This window comes from Micromonospora sp. NPDC048905 (genome assembly GCF_040649655.1).
GTDB lineage: Bacteria > Actinomycetota > Actinomycetes > Mycobacteriales > Micromonosporaceae > Micromonospora.
Map to the genome: position 1 here is coordinate 851250 of NZ_JBEZFV010000001.1, position 17215 is coordinate 868464.

The window sequence follows — 17215 nt, forward strand, 5'->3', positions numbered from 1 at the left end:
CCCGGGCCAGCCGGTGATCAGTCGCGCAACCGCCAGATCTGGTACGGGCCGCCCGTGCCAGCGCAGAGCAGGTGGCCCACGATCGCCTGGCACCGCCCGGTGGCGTCCGGCAGCAGGTCCGCGACGCGCGACTTGGCGGCGGAAACGTCCAACTCCCCGACCAGCACCCCGCCGTCGGGATGCGGGCGGACGCCGAGCAGCCGACCACTGCTGTCGAGCTGGTACAGCTCCCACCGACCCAGGTTGGCCACCTCCTGGCCGGTCCGCACGTCGACGACGAAGACGTCCCCCAGCGGATCGCTGCTGCGCGTGCTGGCCACCAGCTGACCGCCGGACGGCCAGGCCCACGCCCAGCGGTCGCTGCGCCAGCGCACCTCGCCGGTCGCGGGGTCGACCCCCCACAGCCCACTGGAGCGGGTGCCCAGACACAGGACGGCGCCACAGCCCTGCACGAAATCGATCTCGCCGATCGTCGTGCTCCAGCGCCGGTCCAGCCGGTCCAGCCCGTACGCCGTGAGCGCGCCCGGTTGCCCGCCGGCGGTCAGCAGCAGGTCGTTCTCCACCTGCACGTACCCGAGTGGCCCGCCGTCGGGTGGCCGCAGGTCGGCGCGAGCACGCACCGCCCCGGTCAGCGCGTCGCGTACCTCGACCGGTCCGCGCACGTCGCTGAGCACCAGCCGGTCCGCCTTCTCCCCGACGGGCTGCGCGGTGACGCCGGCGGTGGGGGTGCTCAGCTGCCAGCGCACCGTGCCACAGCAGGGGTCGACCACGCGCAGGCTGAGCGGCTGGTCCTCGCCGACGGACTGCAGCAGCACGTTGCCGTCAGCCAGCTCGAAGGAGCCGCCCGGCTGTTGCCAGCGGTACGCCCCGGTCGCGCGGTCCAGCGCCACGGTGAGGGTGTCCCGCGCGTCCGCGCCGATCTCGTACCCGGTGAGCAGCAGCAGACCGTCCTTCGGCTGGATTCCCCAGAAGCGGGCCTTCCCGGGCAGCGGGGTGTCCCAGACCGGCTCGCCGTCGGACAGCCGGAAGGCGGCCAGCCGCCACTGCGGCGCCTGGACGGTGACCGGGTTGATCACCAGGACCAGGTCACCGTCGATCTGCACGTCGGCGCCCGCCTCGGCGGGCACCGTCACCACGGTCCGTCCCGGCGGCGGCGGCCCGGCGGCAGCGAGGGTGGCCAGCGCCAGCAGCAGGGCCAGCGCGCAGCGCAGCGGCCGGCCTTTGGCGCGGGGTGGGCGGGGCGACGGCGCCGGCTCCAGCTCCGGTCCGTGCCGCAGCTCGCCGAGGTCGATCACCGAGCCGCTCACCGGGACACCCGGAACAGCCGGTACGACCCGTCCACCAGCTGGCAGAGCAGGAGGCCGGCGGTGGCCTGGCAGTTGCCGGCGACGTCCGGAAACACGTCCAGTACGTGCGCCTCTCCGGCGCGGACGTCCAACTCCGCGACGACCATCCCGCCGTCCGGGTGCGGACGCGTGCCGATCAGCGGGCCGTCGAGGTTGACCATGGCCAGCTCCCACCGGCCCAGTTCGGCCACCTTCTCGCCGGTCGTCGGATCGAGTATGACGAGCGGCTGTGGAGGGTCGGCGACGGGCGCGGACACCAGCCGTCCGTCGTACGGCAGGACCCACCCCCAGCGGTCGCTGTGCCACCGCACCTGGCCGGTCGCGGGATCGACCCCCGACAGCTCGGCGCGATGTCGCTGCGAACACAGGACGGGACCGCAGTCCTCGATGACGTCGATCCGATCGGTGCCGATGGTACTCCAGCGCCGCTCCAGCCGGTCCAGCCCGTACGCGGTGATCGTGGTCGGCGTCCCTTGGCTGGCCAGCAGGAGGTCGTTCACCACCTGCACGTACTCGTACGAGCCGCCCTCGGGTGGGCGCAGGTCGGCACGGGCCAGCTCCGCGCCGGTGATCGCGTCATGCACCTCGGTGTGTCCCGTCCTCCAGTGGAGCACTATCCGGTCCAATCCGCGGGTGTCCTGCCGGAGGCCGACGTACTCGGCGGCGTCGGTCAGCTGCCAGCGCACGGTGCCGCAGCACCTGTCGACCGCGCGCAGGGTGACCGGCTGGTCGTCCGCGCCGGACAGCAGCAACACGTCGCCGTCGGCCAGCAGGGTGGGGTGGCCCGGCTGCTGCCAGCGGTACGCCCCGGTCTCCCGGTCGAACGCCAGGGACTGGACGCCCTGCTCGGGCGACAGCACCTCGTAGACCGTGACCAGCAGGGTCCCGCCCGCCGACGTGATCGCCCAACTCCGGCCCTGCACCGGTACTGCGGCCTGCCAGAGCAACACGCCGTCGGGCAGCCGGAAGGCGCTCATCCGCCGCCGCGTCGGCTGCTCCGGGTCCGGGTCGAGCACCACGAACAGGTCGGCGGTTAGCAGCGTCTCGGCGGCGAGTTGCGCGGGCAACGTCACCGAGGCCGGGCGGGGTGGCGGCACGGCGGCGGAGACGAGCGTGGCCAGCACGAGCAGCAGGACCAGCGCGGAGCGCAACAGTCGACCGTTCGCGCGGGGCGGGCGGGGCAGCGGATCCGGCTCCGGGCCGGCCCGGAGCTCACCGAGGTCGATCACCGGGTCGGTCACTGCCCCAACCGCCACAGCGCGGTCGAGCCGTCGAGACGCTGGCAGAGCAGGATCGGTAGCGACGCCTGGCAACTGCCCGCGATGTCCGGCAGCACGTCGAGGATTCGCGCCTGGCCGGCCGGCAGGTCCAGGGCGGCGACGACCAGCCGGCCGTCGTCGCCGTGCCGCAGCCCGACCAGCGGATCGTCCAGCCGGAGCACCTGCATCAGGTCCCACTCACCCAGCTCGGTGCGCGTTCGTCCGGTCGCCGCGTCGCGCACCGCGTACTGCCGCCCGAAGCCGGCCATCAGCAGATGGCCGCCGCGTACGTCGGCCAGCAACTCCCTGCCCGGGTCCGACCAGCGCACCACGCCGGTGGCCGGATCGAGGACCCGGAGGCTGCCGTCCTGCCCCGACACGCAGAGCAGGTCGGCACAACCGACCACGAAGGACACCGGAGACACCTGCGCCGTCCACCGCTGCTCCAACCCGGCCAACTCGTAGGCCACCACCATCGGGACGTCCCCGGGGGTGAGAAGCAGCAGCAGATCGTCGACGACCTGGACCCGCTGGAACACCGATCGGTCGCCGGGCAACGTGTCCACGCTGCGCAGCAGGCGGCCGCTGTCGGCGTCGTGCACCTGAACCTCGCCGGTGGGCTGCACCAGCACGAACCTGTCGACCCGACCGTCGATCACGTGGTAGCCGGGGCCGGAGGGCGACAGCAGGGGCACCGACCAGAGAACCCGACCGGTGTCGGGGTCGATCCCGCTCATCCCGTCCACCCCGTTCTGGCGGACCTCGGTCAGCAGCAGCCCGCCGCCGGCGATCGGTACGGGGGAACCACGACGCTGCCACCGCTGCTGGCCCGTCTCGGCGTCGAAGGCGGTGGTCTCGATCACCCCGTCCTCGGCATCGACCCCAGTGAGCAGCACCAGCCCTCGCTCGATTCGGACGCCGAGGTAGTCGTCGCCGCGGGGCACCGGTGCCCGCCACCGCACACCGGCGCCGTTCGGTGCCGGCCGGGTGTACGCGGTCAGGTGCCGGTCCTGTTCGGCGGTCGGGGGGTCGATGACGATGACACCGTCCGCGATGAGGAAGACGATGTCCGCCCGCGACGTCGGCACCACGGTCATCGTCCGTTCCGGCTGCGGTGTCGCGCCGGCCGGCAGCAGCAGGGCGAGCAGCAGCACGGCGGCGCCGCGCAACGGGCGGCCGGCGGCGCGGGGCCGGCGGACCGACGGACCGGTGGTCGACTCGTCCCCGATCTCACCCAGCTCGATGATCGACAACGACCATCCTCCCCGTGCTGGCCGGCGAGTGACGTCCGGCAAACCGACCGTGAGTGCACCGGCCCGGCAAAAGCGACGGACCCGCGCCTGTACGATGGCGCGTCGTGGCTGTGCCGGTGGTAGACCCTTCGCTGAATCCCGTTACCGACGCCGACCCGGCCGAGGTCGAGCCGACACGGCGGTCTCGTCGCCGCCCGGCCCGAGCCGACCTGTTGGCCCTCGGAGCCTATGTGCTGCTGGGCGTCTTCGTCTGCCTCAACTACTGGGGTGACGTCACCGGCCGGGTCTCCTCGCACCTGCCCACCGACCACAGCTGGTTCGAGTGGTTGTTCGCGCATGGCGCGTACTCGGTGCGGCACCTGGAGAACCCGCTGTTCACGGCCCGGCAGAACGCCCCGGACGGCGTGAACATGATGGCCAACACCTCACTGCTCGGGGTGACCCTGCCGCTGGCCCCGCTGACCCTGCTGCTCGGCCCCCAGGTGATGTACGCGCTCTATCTGGGTGCGGCGCTGGCGGCCACCGCCGGCACCGGGTACTGGATGCTCTCCCGCCACCTGGTGCGCTCCCGGGCGGCGGCCTTCGTCGGCGGCGCGTTCCTCGGCTTCGCGCCGGGAATCATCCACCACGCCAACGGTCAGCCCAACTTCGTGTCCAACTTCCTGTTGCCGCTGATCGTGGTGCGGGTGCTGCGCCTCGGCGAGCCGGGCCGGTGGCGGCGCAACGGGCTGGTGCTCGGCGCACTGGTGACGTACCAGATCTTCATCAACGAGGAGATGCTGCTGCTCACCGCGCTGGCCTGCCTGGTCGTCGTGCTGGCGTACGTCGTGCAGCGGCCGCGCGCCGCCTGGGCGGCCGCCGGCACGTTCGCGGCCGGGCTCGGGGTTGCCGGCGGGCTGGCCCTGGTGCTCGCGGCGTACCCGATCTGGTTCCAGTTCAACGGCCCGCAGTCCTACCGGGGCCTGCAGGGTGGCGTCTTCCACAACTGGGGCGAGGACCTGATGGCCTTCGTCACCTTCGCAAGGGACACCTGGGCCGGTGACCCGGCGGTGGAGCAGACGATCGGGCTGACCGAGCAGAACACCTGGTTCGGCTGGCCGTTGGTGCTGCTCTCGCTGGTGTCCCTGGTGCTGCTCGTGCGTCGGTCGCTGGCCACCCGGATCGTCGCGGTGCTGATCGTGGTGTTCACCGTGGCCGCGATCGGGCCGATGGTGCGCTTCGACGGTGTGGAGACCACCGTGCGTGGCCCGTGGTCGTACGTGCCGGACGACCTGCCACTTGTCGAGATGATGATGCCGACCCGGCTGACGCTCGTGGTCGCCGCCGCGGTGGGCGTACTGCTCGCGTTGACCTGGGACGCCGCGCACCGCCAGGGGCGCGCGGTGGCCGACCCCGCGCGGGTGCCGGCCCAGCGCGTCGACGAGCCGACCCCGGCGACGTCCGACGACCCGGCCGCTCCCGCGCCGGTAGCGGCACGCCGTCGGTGGCTGCGCCCGGTGGGGTACGCGGCGGTCACCCTCGCCGTGCTGCCGCTGCTGCCCCGGCCGCTGCCCGCCCAGCAGATCGACCCGCCACCGCACTTCATCACCGCGGGCGGCTGGCGACCGTACGTGCCGACGGGCCGGACCCTGGTGCCGGTGCCGATCCCGAGCAACGTACACGGCCTGCCGACGCTGCGCTGGAGCGCCCTGACCGGGCAGGAGTTCCCCGTCCCGGGCGGCTACTTCATCGGCCCGAACGAGCTGGGTGAGGGGGTCTTCGGCGCGCCGAACCGGCCCACCAGCACCCTCATCTACTCCACCATGGACAAGGACGCGGTGCCGGCGCTCACCGACGAGAACCGTCGCCAGGCCGTCGAGGACCTGCGGTTCTGGCGGGCGTCGGTGGTGGTGCTCGGGGCGCATCCGCGCGAGGCGGTGCTGCGCGACCTGGTCACCGGCCTGATCGGGCCGCCGCAGCGGGTCGACGACGTCTGGGTCTGGGACGTCCGCGCCCTGGTGGGTTGATCAGTCGACCTGGTCCCGACGTCGTTCCGGTGGTCCTCAGACCGAGCGGTCGGTGAGCGCTCGCACGTCCCAGACCCAGACGTCCAACTCCTGGCGACCCGGACCAACCAGCTCCTCGACCGTCCGCCGCAGCGGCTCGGCGTTCTGCTGTCGCAACGGCAGCACCAGGATCGCCGCCCGCCAGTGCCGCAGCTCGTCGGCGAATCGACGACGCTGCCGGTCGTCGAGCTTCGGCGTACGGCCGGTCGTCGCCACCTCCTCCAGCATCTGGCCCACCCCGCTGGGTCGGCCGCCGAACCGGCCGGCGTCACCGGTGTTGCCGTTGCGGGGGGCGAGGAAGTAACCGCCGGGGATCTTGAAGTCGAGGTTGGTGGCCGCCGCCCAGCGCATGCCGTGTGTGTTGCCCATGCTGGGCACCGGGATCGGCACCAGCGTCTGGTCGGGCCCGACGTACGCCCGCCAACGGTCGGCGGTGATGAAGTCCGGCACCGGTGGCCGGGAGACCATCCGCAGCGGCATCGGGGCGATCGGCAGCAGGGCGAACGCCAGGCCCGCCGCGGTGAGCGTCCGCACGGTACGCCGGTCGGCGGGACGCAACGCCCAGGCCCGTTCGACGGCGAGCGCGAGCAGCAGACCGACCACCACGCTGGTGATCAGACCGAACCGGGTCGGCACCACCGCGTCCAGCAGCGGCAGCTGGACCAGCAACTGCCACGGCCCGGTGACCAGCTCCCGATCCCACCAGGAGACCCGCTCCCCGAGCGAGAGGACGGCGAAGAGCACGCCCGTCGCCGCGAGCGCCCGGACGATCAGTTCCCGGCGCAGCCAGACCACGATGCCGATGGCGATCAGCGACAGGCTCCAGCCGAAGAAGGCGTTCTCCTCGGAGTAGTTCGGCGCGAGGTTGATGTTGGCGCGCTGGTTGCCGCCGAGGGTGGGCGAGCCCTGGGCGAAGAAGGCGGCGATGTCGTTGCCGTAGTCCTTCACCGCGTCGCTGAGCCCGTGGTAGGCCATCGGCCCGGCGAACTGCACGTACAGGGGGTACGCCAGCAGCGCCCCGGCCAGCAGTGCGCAGGTCACCACACCGGCGCCCAGGGGCCGCCAGGCGGCCCGCCAGCGGGCTGGCTCCTGCACGAGGACCGCCAGCAGGAAGATGCCGCACGCCAGCGCCGTGAAGAGCAGGATCTCCTCGTTGATGAACGCCTGCACCGCGACCAGCAGGGCGAGCAGCGCGCCGTCCCGGACCGGCCGGGTCGAGCGGGTGAGCACCAGCACCCGCCAGATGATGAACGGCAGCAGGAACTGGCTGATGATGTTCGGGTGCCAACTGGCGTGCGAGAGCATCGCGGGTGAGAAGCCGCAGAACCAGCCGCCGGCCGCCGCCGCGAGCGGGGTGCGCACCAGGTGGCGGGAGAGCATGAGGTACCAGGCCATGGCGGTGCCGGCGAGGCCGAGCGTCACCAGCACCACGAAGGAGACCGCCGGCCCGAACAACAGCGTCACCGGGACCATCGGGATGCCCAGCGCCAGCACGGCCGTGTTGGCCATCAGGTTGACGCCGTCGGGGTAGTTGAACTGCTCGGTGTAGAACGGGTACTCGCCGTGCAGCACCACGCGTACCGAGTGGGCGAGGAAGAACTGCACCTGGGCCGGGTCACCGGTGTAGAGCGAGGCCACCCGACCGGACGGGTCGAGCCAGATCCGGCTGGTCACCCAGAGCGCGGCGAGCAGGAACAGCCCGCCCACCGCCAGGTGCTGCCGGCGCCGCGTCCACCCACGCCACCACGCCCGCGACGGTACGGCCGCCGCGCTCTCCACGGACTCGTCCGGCGCGTCGGTCTCCGCCGGCGCCGGCACGACGGTCTCCGCCGGCGGCGCGGCCGCCTCAGCCGGAGCCGGCGCGGCGGTCTCGGCGGGGGTGGTGCGGGTGGGGGCGGTCGCGCGCGCCTCGGCCGGCGCGGCGGAGGCGCTGGTCAACGCGGCGGGGCCGGCGAACTGGCCGACCGGAGTGCGATAGCTCACCATCTCGCCGGAGCCGGCTGCCGACTCCGGGTGCGGCGCGGGCAGGGCGCGGGACTCGGCAGGCGTCACAGTCGGCGGAGTCTACCGGAGTAACCAAAACGCACTAAAGCCCCGGTGGCGTCCACTGTAGGTGGTCCGGCGGCGACCACCTGAGGTCCGGCACCGGACATCTCGTACTATGGCGCTTTCCGACAGCGACGGCGAGGCGATCGGGGGCGGGCCAGGTGACTCCAGGCCGTCGGTACGGCAGGACGCTCGCCGTCCTGCTGAGTGCGCTGTTGGCCAGCACGGCATGCGGTCCGGTCGCGGATCGCAAGCCACAGGACCTGCGGGTCGGGTACGACAGCCTGGATGGCACGCTGGCGGTGTGGCCGCCGCGCGGCGATCTCTCGGGCGACGGCACGGCGACGGCAGCGGTCACCGACGCCGTTCGTGACTGGCGGTCGCCGGCCGATGACCGCGCGCACCTACCCACGTCCGGCATCCTGTTCTCCGGCCGGGTCGATGGTGCCCCGACGGCGATCGTGGCCGCCGACGTGCCCGGCGAGAGCGCCTCCTGGCTGCTGCAACTCACCCGCGACGGCGATCGGTACGCGGTGACCCGTGCCACCGAGTACACCGACCCGGGTTATCTCGTCTACTCCGACGTACTGCCGGTGCAGACCGCCGGCGGCCGGCGCTACCTGATCTCCGCCCGGGTGCAGACCCTGGTCGGACCACAGGATCGGACGCTCACCGTCGCGGACGGCCTCAGCGCACCTGTCGACGTGCCGGCCTGCACGGCTGTCGCGGTGACCGCGACCCTCCGAACCACCGAGTCGTTGCCGCGCGGGCGGGCCGCCGACCGGCTGCTGGATCTGGGCACCGGCACCGTCGATCCGCGCTATCCCCTGGTCCGGGACGAGTCCGGCACGGGACGGCGGGCGCTGACCGGGCTGGACACCTGTGTGCTGGCCGGCGACCGGGGTCCGTTCGGCAGCATTCCGCGCCGGATCGGCGACCGGGACGCCCCGCGCTCGGTGCCGACGTCCTGGCCGATGGCGAAACTCACGGTCCGCTCGCTGGGCGAGGTCGCCCTCGGAGGTGGCGCGGCGGCGGAGTTGCAGCAGCTCAACTGGGATACCGACGCCGGCGCGATGACCGCCGTGATCTACCGACCGGCCGACGGCGGCGCACCCGTCGTCTCACCCGCGGACCGGGCCACCCCGCTGCAGGCGTACCAACTGCCCGTACCCGGTCAGCCGCTGGTGGTGCTCAGTTGGCGGGCCACCCGGGACAGCTCCCTGTCCGTCCCGCCGGGCACTCCGCTGCTGGTCGAGCGCCCCGGCCTGGCGGTCATCCCCAGCCCGTCCCGCTCCCAGACCTACAGCCTCGCCAACTCCGACAAGACCCACTACCGCTCGGTAAAACCCCGCTGACCCACCACCCCCCGTCCCCGCCGCCCACCCTGGCCCCCGCCCCCACCGCGGCGATCTTGCACTTTCTGCCCCGACAAATAGTCGCAAAGCGCGCCTTACGGCGACCGAAAGTGCAAGATCGGCGCGGCACGGGGCCGGGCAGCGCGGCACAGGGTGCGACGACGCGGCGGGCGGTCCCGGAGGGCCGCCCGCCGCTGGTGTCGCGAGGTGGTCAGTTCTGCGCGGCCGCGTCGCTGGGGGTGAGGCGGTCCGGGGTGGCGTCCAGGCCGGAGATCCAGCCGGTGACGTTGCGGGCCACGTCCTGGGCGGTCAGGCCCAGGTCGGCGAGGATCTGCGCGCGGGTGCCGTGCGGGTGCCAGTCGGCCGGTACGCCCAGGTCCTTGAGCGGCACCCGGACGTCGGCGTCGCGCATCGCCTGGCCGAGCGCGTCGCCCACCCCGCCGACCCGGACGCCGTCCTCGACGCTCACCACCAGCCGGTGACGGGCGGCCAGGTCGACCAGTTCCGCCGGGACCGGACGCACCCAGCGGGGGTCGACGACGGTGACCCCGTAACCCTGCTCGGCGACCCGGGCGGCGACCTCCATGCCCAACTGGCCGAAGGAGCCGACGGCGACGAGCAGCACGTCGGTACGGGCGGACTCGGCCAGCACGTCGACAGTGCCGACCCGACGCAGCGCCGGCAGGTCCGCGGCGACCGCGCCGGTCGGGAAACGCACCACGGTCGGGCCGTCGTCGACGGCGAGCGCCTCACGCAGCTCCTCGCGGAGCGTGGCGGCGTCCCGGGGAGCGGCGATCCGCAGGCCGGGCACCACCCCGAAGACGGACATGTCCCAGATGCCGTAGTGGCTGGGGCCGTCCGGGCCGGTGATGCCCGCCCGGTCCAGCACGAAGGTCACCGGCAGCTTGTGCATCGCCACGTCCAGCAGAACCTGGTCGAAGGCGCGGTTGAGGAAGGTGGCGTAGACCGCGACCACCGGGTGGAGGCCGCCGAGGGCCAGCCCGGCCGCCGAGGTGGCGGCGTGCTGCTCGGCGATGCCCACGTCGTACACCCGCTCGGGGTACTTGCGGGCCAGCTTGGCGATGCCGGTCGGCTCGGCCATGGCGGCGGTGATGCCCACCACGTCCGGGCGCTCGTCGGCGATGGCCAGCAGCTCGTCGGCGAAGACGTGCGTCCACTTCACCGACGGCGCGGCCAGCAGCGCGCCGGTCTCGACGTCGAAGGCGCTGCCGGGGCCGTGCAGGCAGTCGGCCTCGTCCTCCTCGGCCGGGCGGTAGCCGTAGCCCTTGCGGGTGACCGCGTGCACGATCACCGGGCCGCCGAAGTTCTTGGCCGCGCGCAGCGCCGCCTCGACCGCCGCCACGTCGTGCCCGTCCACCGGACCCACGTACTTGATGCCGAGGTCCTCGAACATGGCCTGCGGGGCGACCGCGTCCTTGATGCCCTTCTTGACCGCGTGCAGCACCTCGTACATCGGCTTGCCGACCAGCGGCGTGGAGCCGAGGGCGTCCTTGACCGTGTCGAGGACCTTCTCGTAGCCGGGGTTGAGCCGCAGCGAGGAGAGGTGGTCGGCCAGCCCGCCGATGGTCGGCGAGTAGGAACGGCCGTTGTCGTTGACCACGATCACGAGGGAGTTGCCGGCGGTGGCGATGTTGTTCAGCGCCTCCCAGCACATGCCGCCGGTCAGCGCGCCGTCGCCGACCACGGCCACGACGCTGCGGGCCTCGCCCCGCAGGGCGTACGCCTTGGCCAGGCCGTCGGCGTAGGACAGCGCGGTGGAGGCGTGCGAGTTCTCGATGAGGTCGTGCTCGCTCTCCGCCTGGCTGGGGTAGCCGGAGAGGCCACCGCGCTGGCGGAGCTTGTCGAAGCCGGCCTGGCGGCCGGTGAGGATCTTGTGCACGTACGACTGGTGACCGGTGTCGAACAGGAGCCGGTCGCGGGGGGAGTCGAAGACGCGGTGCATGGCCAGCGTCAGCTCGACCACACCGAGGTTGGGCCCGACGTGCCCGCCGGTGCGGGAGACCTTGGCGATCAGGAAGTCACGGATCTCGGCGGCGAGGACGTCCAGTTCCTCACCGGACATCCGCTTGACGTCCTGCGGACCGCGGACCGTCCCCAGCAACCGGCCGTGGTTGGCCGTGTCCTCTTCAACACTCATGACCGGAGAGTCTATCGGCCGCCCGGCACTCCGCAGCCTGGGCCGAGTGGCCCGAGCCGCGCGGGTGGGCTGAGCGCCTGGTCAGAGCCGGATCCGCAGCCGCCGCCGGAGGACCGGAGTACGAGGATCGCCGGTCAGCGCTCGACCGGAGGCAGCAGCAGTCCGACGCACTCGACGTGCTGCGTCATCGGGAAGAGGTCGAAGCCCCGCAGCGCCGCCAGCCGCCAACCCAGTTCGGTGAAGGTGCGCACGTCCCGGGCGAAGGCCGCCGGGTCACAGGCCACGTACGCGACCGCCCGTGGGCCGGCGGCGACGACGTCCCGCACCACCTGGGCGCCCGCGCCGGAGCGCGGCGGGTCGAGCACCACCACGTCGACCGGGCCGGTGATCCGTCGACGGGTGAGCGCGGTCTCCACCCGGGCCGCCACCACCTCGACCTGGGGCAGGTCGGCCAGGTTGGCGCGGGCCGCGTCCACCCCGTCCCGGCTCGACTCGACAAGGGTGATCCGGGCAGCGCCGACCCGGCCGGCGAGGGCGGCGGCGAACAGCCCCGCGCCGCCGTAGAGGTCCCACGCGGTCTCGCCCGGCCGCGGGTCCAGCAGCTCCAGCACCGCCGTGCAGAGGGTGTCCGCCGCGGCCGGGTGCACCTGCCAGAACCCGGACGCGGGCAGCGCCCAGTCCCGGCCGGCGGCCACCTCGCGGACCTCGGTCGGGCCACTGACCGGGGTGGGCACCCCGTCGCGGACCGCGGTGACTGTCACGTCCCCGCCGGTGCTGGCGACGGTCTCCACCGCCTCGGCGGCCGTCCAGCGTTCGGCGAGCACCGGCAGCCGCTGGATGGCCGGGTGGGCGATCCGGCACCTGTCGATCGGCACCACCTCGTGCGAACGGTGTTTGAGCAGGCCGGCCCGGTCCGCGGCGTCCACGGCGTAGCGGACCCGGGAACGCCAGCCCAGCAGCCCGCCGGGCAGCGCCTCGACCCGGACGCCGAGTTGGTCCAGCTCGGCGTCGGTCAGCCCACCCAGGCGGGTCAACTGTTCGCGCACCACCGCGGTCTTCCAGGCCAGTTGCGCCTCCGGGGCGACGTGTTGCAGGTCGCAGCCGCCGCACGCACCCGGCTTCGCGTACGGGCAGGGCGGCTCGACCCGGTCCGGTGAGGCTTCCAGCACGCTCACCGCGTCGGCCCGGACGAACCCCCGGTGCACCTCGGTGACCTCCGCGATGACCCTTTCGCCGGGCAGCGCGTGCCGGACGAAGACCACCTGCCCGTCCACCCGGGCCACGCAGTGCCCGCCGGGGGCGACGGCGTCGACCGTCAGCTCGACCCGTTCCGCCTCGGCCAGGCCACGCTCAAGCACCGACGGCACCGACGGCACCGACGGCGGGTTGGCCGGGGTGGCGGGCTGGCGTACGCCGGGCTCAGTCACGGCCGGTCCCGACCGGGCCGCCGTCGATCGGGCGAGTCTCGGGCGCCGGGGCGGAGGCGACCGGCAGGCCCTCCGGCGGTACGGTGCCGCGCGGCCCGCGCGGCCCCCGCGCCGGGGTACGGGACAGCGTCGCGTCCAGCCGGTCCAGGTTCTTGCTCGCCGTCGAGGCGAGCTGCCACGGCACGCTGACCACCATCACCCCCGGTTCGAAGAGCAGCCGACCCTTGAGGCGCAGGGCGCTCTGGTTGTGCAACAGGTTCTCCCACCAGCGACCCACCACGTACTCCGGAATGAAGACGGTGACCACGTCCCGGGGCGACTTGCGGCGGGTGTTGGCGACGAAGTCCAGGATCGGCCGGGTGATCTCCCGGTACGGCGAGTCGATCACCGTGAGCGGAATGGCCATCTCCCGCCGCTCCCAGTCGGCCTGCAGGTCGCGGGTGTCCTTGTCGTCCACGTTGACGGTCACCGCGGTCAGCGTGTCCGGTCGGGTGGCCCGAGCGTAGGCGATGGCCCGCAGCGTCGGCTGGTGCAGTTTGCTGACCAGCACGATCGCGTGGTTACGGGCGGGCAGCACGGCCCGGCCCTCGTCCGGCGGGGTCAGCTCGGCCGCCACCCGGTCGTAGTGCCGGCGGATGGCCAGCATCAGCAGGTAGATCACCGCCATGGCGGCGATCGCGATCCAGGCGCCGAGCAGGAACTTGGTGATCAGCACGATCACCAGCACCGTGCCGGTCAGGCCCATGCCGAACGTGTTGATGGCCCGGGACCGGATCATCCGGCGCCGCGCCTCCGCGTCCCGCTCGGTGCGCAGGCGCCGGTTCCAGTGCCGGATCATGCCCGCCTGGGAGACCGTGAACGAGACGAAGACCCCGACGATGTAGAGCTGGATGAGCCGGGTCACCTCGGCCTGGAAGCCGACGATCAGCACGATCGCGAACAGGGCCAGGAAGGTGATGCCGTTGGAGAAGGCCAGCCGGTCGCCCCGGGTGTGGAACTGGCGGGGCAGGTAGCGGTCCTGGGCGAGGATCGAGCCGAGCACCGGGAAACCGTTGAACGCGGTGTTCGCCGCCAGGAAGAGGATGAGCGCGGTCATCCCGGCCACCACGTAGAGCAGGATCGAGCCGGAGCCGAAGACCGTCTCGCCGAGCTGGGTGGTGACCGTCTTCTGCACGTAGCCGTCCGGGCCGGCGACGATCTGGAGCGCCGGGTCCTCGACGAACTGCAGGTGCGTCAGTCGGGCCAGCCAGATGATCCCGACCAGCATGCTCACCGAGATCGCACCCAGCAGCAGCAGCGTGGTGGCGGCGTTGCGGCTCTTCGGGGCCTTGAACGCCGGCACGCCGTTGGAGATCGCCTCGACGCCGGTGAGCGCGGCGGCGCCCGAGCTGAACGTCCGCAGCAGCAGGAAGACGAGCGCGAAACCGGTCACACTGTGCTCGGCCTGGATGACCAGGTCGGCACTGGGCGCCCGGAGGTCGTCGCCCAGCACGAAGACCCGGAAGAGCCCGGTGAGCAGCATCCCGCCCATCACGATGACGAAGCCGTAGGTGGGGATGGCGAACGCGGTGCCGGACTCCCGCAGGCCGCGCAGGTTGACAGCGGTCAGCAGGACCACCGCGATCACCGCGATCAGGACCTTGTGGGTGGCCACGAACGGCACCACCGAGCCGAGGTTGGCCACCCCGGACGAGACCGACACCGCCACCGTGAGCACGTAGTCCACGAGCAGCGCGCTGGCCACCCCGACTCCGAACTTCGGACCCAGGTTGACCGTGGCCACCTCGTAGTCGCCGCCACCGGAGGGGTAGGCGTACACGTTCTGCCGGTAGCTCGCCACCACGGTGAGCATCACCACGACCACCGCGAGGGCGATCCACGGGGAGAAGAAGTACGCCGAGGTGCCGGCGATGGAGAGGGTCAGCAGGATCTCGTCGGGCGCGTACGCGACGCTGGACAGGGCGTCGGAGGCGAACACGGGTAGCGCGATGCGCTTCGGCAGGAGGGTGTGCTGAAGTCGGTCGGACCGGAACGGTCGACCGAGCAGAAGCCGCTTCAGCAGCGAGGTGGGACTGGCCACGAACGCCAAGAGTACGACCACCACCGTGGGAGCGCGGGGGTGGGCGAGCGTGGCCGCCGGGCACGACGGGGTACGGTCGGTCCCCGCTCCGCACCGGGACGTGGCAGGCTCGCACTCGTCAGGCCACCAGCAGACGGAGTGGTACGCACCTTGGGAGGGACAGCGTGCACGTCGTGATCATGGGATGTGGCCGGGTCGGGTCGACCCTCGCCCACAGCCTGGAATCCCGAGGGCACTCGGTGGCGGTGATCGACCAGGACGCCGACGCCTTCCGCCGACTCGGCCCCGACTTCGCCGGAATCACGGTGACCGGGGCCGGTTTCGACGGTGAGGTGCTGCGCCAGGCCGGCATCGAGCGCGCGGACGCCTTCGCGGCGGTGTCGAGCGGCGACAACTCCAACATCATCTCGGCTCGGCTGGCCCGCGAGACGTTCGGCGTGTCCCGGGTCGCCGCCCGCATCTACGACCAGCGCCGGGCGCAGGTCTACGAGCGGCTGGGCATCCCCACCGTGGCGACCGTGCGGTGGACGGCCGACCGGATGCTGCGGCATCTGGTGCCGGAGGGCAACGTGGAGATCTTCCGCGACCCCACAAGCACCGTGTCGATCGTCGAGGTGCCGGTGCACAAGGACTGGATCGGTCGGTCGGTACGCACCCTGGAGGACGCCTCCGGCGCGCGGGTGGCCTATCTGATCCGCTTCGGCATCGGCACGCTGGCCACCGGCTCTACCGTCGTGCAGGAGGGTGACCAGGTGTTCATGCTGGTCAGCGATGACATCGTGGCGACGGTCACGTCGGTGGCGGCGGCGCCGCCGGAAGGGGGGCACTGAGCCATGCGGGTCGCCATCGCGGGCGCGGGCAACGTGGGCCGTTCGATCGCCCAGGAGCTGATCGACAACGGCCACCAGGTGATGCTGATCGAACGCCAACCCAAGATGCTGCGCCCGGACCGGGTGCCGGAGGCCGAGTGGGTGCTCGCCGACGCGTGCGAGGTGGCCAGCCTGGAGGAGGCCAACATCGCCGGGTGCGACGTGGTGGTCGCGGCGACCGGTGACGACAAGACCAACCTGGTGCTGTCGCTGCTGGCCAAGACCGAGTTCGCGGTGCCTCGCGTGGTCGCCCGGGTCAACCGGGCCGAGAACGAGTGGCTGTTCACCGAGCAGTGGGGCGTGGACGTCGCGGTGAGTAAGCCGCGGGTGATGGCCGCGCTGGTCGAGGAGGCCGTCACCGTCGGCGACCTGGTCCGGCTGATGACCTTCCGGCAGGGCGAGGCGAACCTGGTCGAGATCACCCTGCCACCGACCGCGCCCTACGTCGGTCAGCCGATCCACGCCGTGCCGCTGCCCCGCGACTCCGCGCTGGTGGCGATCCTGCGCGGCAAGCGGGTCCTGGTGCCCAGCCCGGACGACCCGATCGAGGCCGGCGACGAGCTGGTCTTCGTCTGCACCGCCGAGGTGGAGGACCAGGTCCGCGCGGTGATCCTCGGACCGGACAGCGTCGAACGGACTCGCGGCTCGCGCTGAGCGGACGAGCGGGCGACCCGGGTAGCCAGGCGCTCGCTCAGGCGCCGGGCAGCGGGGTCGGCTGCGGCTCCCGGGTGACCCGGCGCACCGTCCAGACCGTGATCAGCAATAACAGCGCGTACGGCGGGTAGCCCAGCGCCAGCCGGGCCACGCCCAGGGCGGTGTCCTGGTGGGCCAGGTAGAGCCCGGCCTGCACGCCCACCTTGGCCAGCCACACCACGCCCCAGAGCACGGTCAGCTGGGTGAAGGTCCGCACCAGTTTCGGATCGTCGCGCCATTCCGAGCGGCCCTTGGCGACCAGCACCGACCAGATCCAGCCCACCAGCGGCTGCCGGATGACCGCCGAGACCAGCAGGGCGATGCCGTACCCGATGCCGTAGAGGATGCCGGGGAGATAGAAGTCGCGCTCGTCGCCGGTGCGCCAGGCGATGGCGGCGCCGATACCGACGCCGAACAGGCCGTTGACGGCGTGCCGGATCGGCCGTCGCTGGGCCAGCCGCAACCCGGCGATCAGTAGCGCGATCGCGACCGAGGCGATCACCGCCGGTCGCAGCTCACCGATGATGTTGGCGACCACGAAGACGACCACCGGGATGCTGGACTCCACCAACCCCCGCCAGCCGCCGAGCTGGTCGGCCATCTGCTCGGCGATCGTCGGCAGTGGCTCCTCTTCCGGCGGGCCGGTCTCCGGCTGTGCCGCCCGGTGCTGTCCCGTCGTCATCG

The 17215-nt window shown here is 72.5% G+C and carries 12 protein-coding genes; 4 read left to right on the top strand and 8 right to left on the bottom strand.

All coding sequences use genetic code 11. The annotated features are described in order from the left end of the window. Positions 1–17: 17 nt before the first annotated feature. From AB0C01_RS04045 to AB0C01_RS04055, 3 genes are read right to left on the bottom strand one after another with little or no spacing between them, the layout of a single operon-like run. Complete coding sequence (locus AB0C01_RS04045; protein WP_357570168.1) at positions 18–1307, bottom strand: PQQ-binding-like beta-propeller repeat protein; 1290 nt, start codon at positions 1305–1307, stop codon at positions 18–20. Next, entirely contained in the window at positions 1304–2587 is a 1284-nt protein-coding gene (locus AB0C01_RS04050; RefSeq protein WP_357570169.1) for a PQQ-binding-like beta-propeller repeat protein, read from the bottom strand. Before AB0C01_RS04050 ends, AB0C01_RS04045 begins: the two co-directional genes overlap by 4 nt. Next, positions 2584–3858 carry a PQQ-binding-like beta-propeller repeat protein gene (locus AB0C01_RS04055; protein WP_357570170.1) on the bottom strand — a complete coding sequence of 425 codons (1275 nt, stop codon included), beginning with the start codon at positions 3856–3858 and terminating at the stop codon, positions 2584–2586. Before AB0C01_RS04055 ends, AB0C01_RS04050 begins: the two co-directional genes overlap by 4 nt. A gap of 110 nt (positions 3859–3968) precedes the next feature. On the opposite strand from AB0C01_RS04055, the gene AB0C01_RS04060 reads away from it, so the two are divergent. Further along, positions 3969–5864 carry a hypothetical protein gene (locus AB0C01_RS04060; RefSeq protein ID WP_357570255.1) on the top strand — a complete coding sequence of 632 codons (1896 nt, stop codon included), beginning with the start codon at positions 3969–3971 and terminating at the stop codon, positions 5862–5864. Between the two features lie 36 nt (positions 5865–5900). Here AB0C01_RS04060 and AB0C01_RS04065 read toward each other — a convergent pair whose 3' ends face one another. Beyond that, entirely contained in the window at positions 5901–7955 is a 2055-nt protein-coding gene (locus AB0C01_RS04065) for a hypothetical protein (protein ID WP_357570171.1), read from the bottom strand. A 155-nt stretch (positions 7956–8110) separates the two neighbouring features. Here AB0C01_RS04065 and AB0C01_RS04070 point away from each other — a divergent pair, with 155 nt between their 5' ends. Beyond that, on the top strand, positions 8111–9304 hold the full coding sequence (locus tag AB0C01_RS04070; RefSeq protein ID WP_357570172.1) for a hypothetical protein: 1194 nt from the start codon (positions 8111–8113) through the stop codon (positions 9302–9304). A gap of 211 nt (positions 9305–9515) precedes the next feature. On the opposite strand, the gene dxs is transcribed toward AB0C01_RS04070, so the two are convergent. The 3 genes from dxs to AB0C01_RS04085 form a co-directional block, all read right to left on the bottom strand. Beyond that, positions 9516–11462 carry a 1-deoxy-D-xylulose-5-phosphate synthase gene (gene dxs, locus AB0C01_RS04075; protein WP_357247642.1) on the bottom strand — a complete coding sequence of 649 codons (1947 nt, stop codon included), beginning with the start codon at positions 11460–11462 and terminating at the stop codon, positions 9516–9518. 134 nt (positions 11463–11596) lie between these two features. Then, positions 11597–12820, bottom strand: coding sequence for a TRAM domain-containing protein (locus AB0C01_RS04080; RefSeq protein WP_357570256.1), 1224 nt, complete (start codon positions 12818–12820; stop codon positions 11597–11599). A 61-nt stretch (positions 12821–12881) separates the two neighbouring features. Continuing rightward, positions 12882–14969 (bottom strand): APC family permease, encoded by a 2088-nt coding sequence (locus AB0C01_RS04085; protein ID WP_357247639.1) that lies wholly within the window; start codon positions 14967–14969, stop codon positions 12882–12884. A 164-nt stretch (positions 14970–15133) separates the two neighbouring features. Between AB0C01_RS04085 and AB0C01_RS04090 the strand changes: the two genes are divergently transcribed. Both AB0C01_RS04090 and AB0C01_RS04095 read left to right on the top strand, forming a co-directional pair. Continuing rightward, positions 15134–15799 carry a TrkA family potassium uptake protein gene (locus tag AB0C01_RS04090; RefSeq protein WP_357247637.1) on the top strand — a complete coding sequence of 222 codons (666 nt, stop codon included), beginning with the start codon at positions 15134–15136 and terminating at the stop codon, positions 15797–15799. 3 nt (positions 15800–15802) lie between these two features. Next, the gene (locus AB0C01_RS04095; protein WP_357247634.1) at positions 15803–16492 is read left to right on the top strand and encodes a TrkA family potassium uptake protein; all 690 of its coding nucleotides are present in this window, start codon (positions 15803–15805) and stop codon (positions 16490–16492) included. 37 nt (positions 16493–16529) lie between these two features. Here the strand turns inward: AB0C01_RS04095 and AB0C01_RS04100 are convergent, their stop codons facing one another. After that, positions 16530–17213, bottom strand: a complete 684-nt coding sequence (locus AB0C01_RS04100) for a DUF3159 domain-containing protein (protein ID WP_357378668.1) — start codon at positions 17211–17213, stop codon at positions 16530–16532. Positions 17214–17215: the final 2 nt, after the last annotated feature.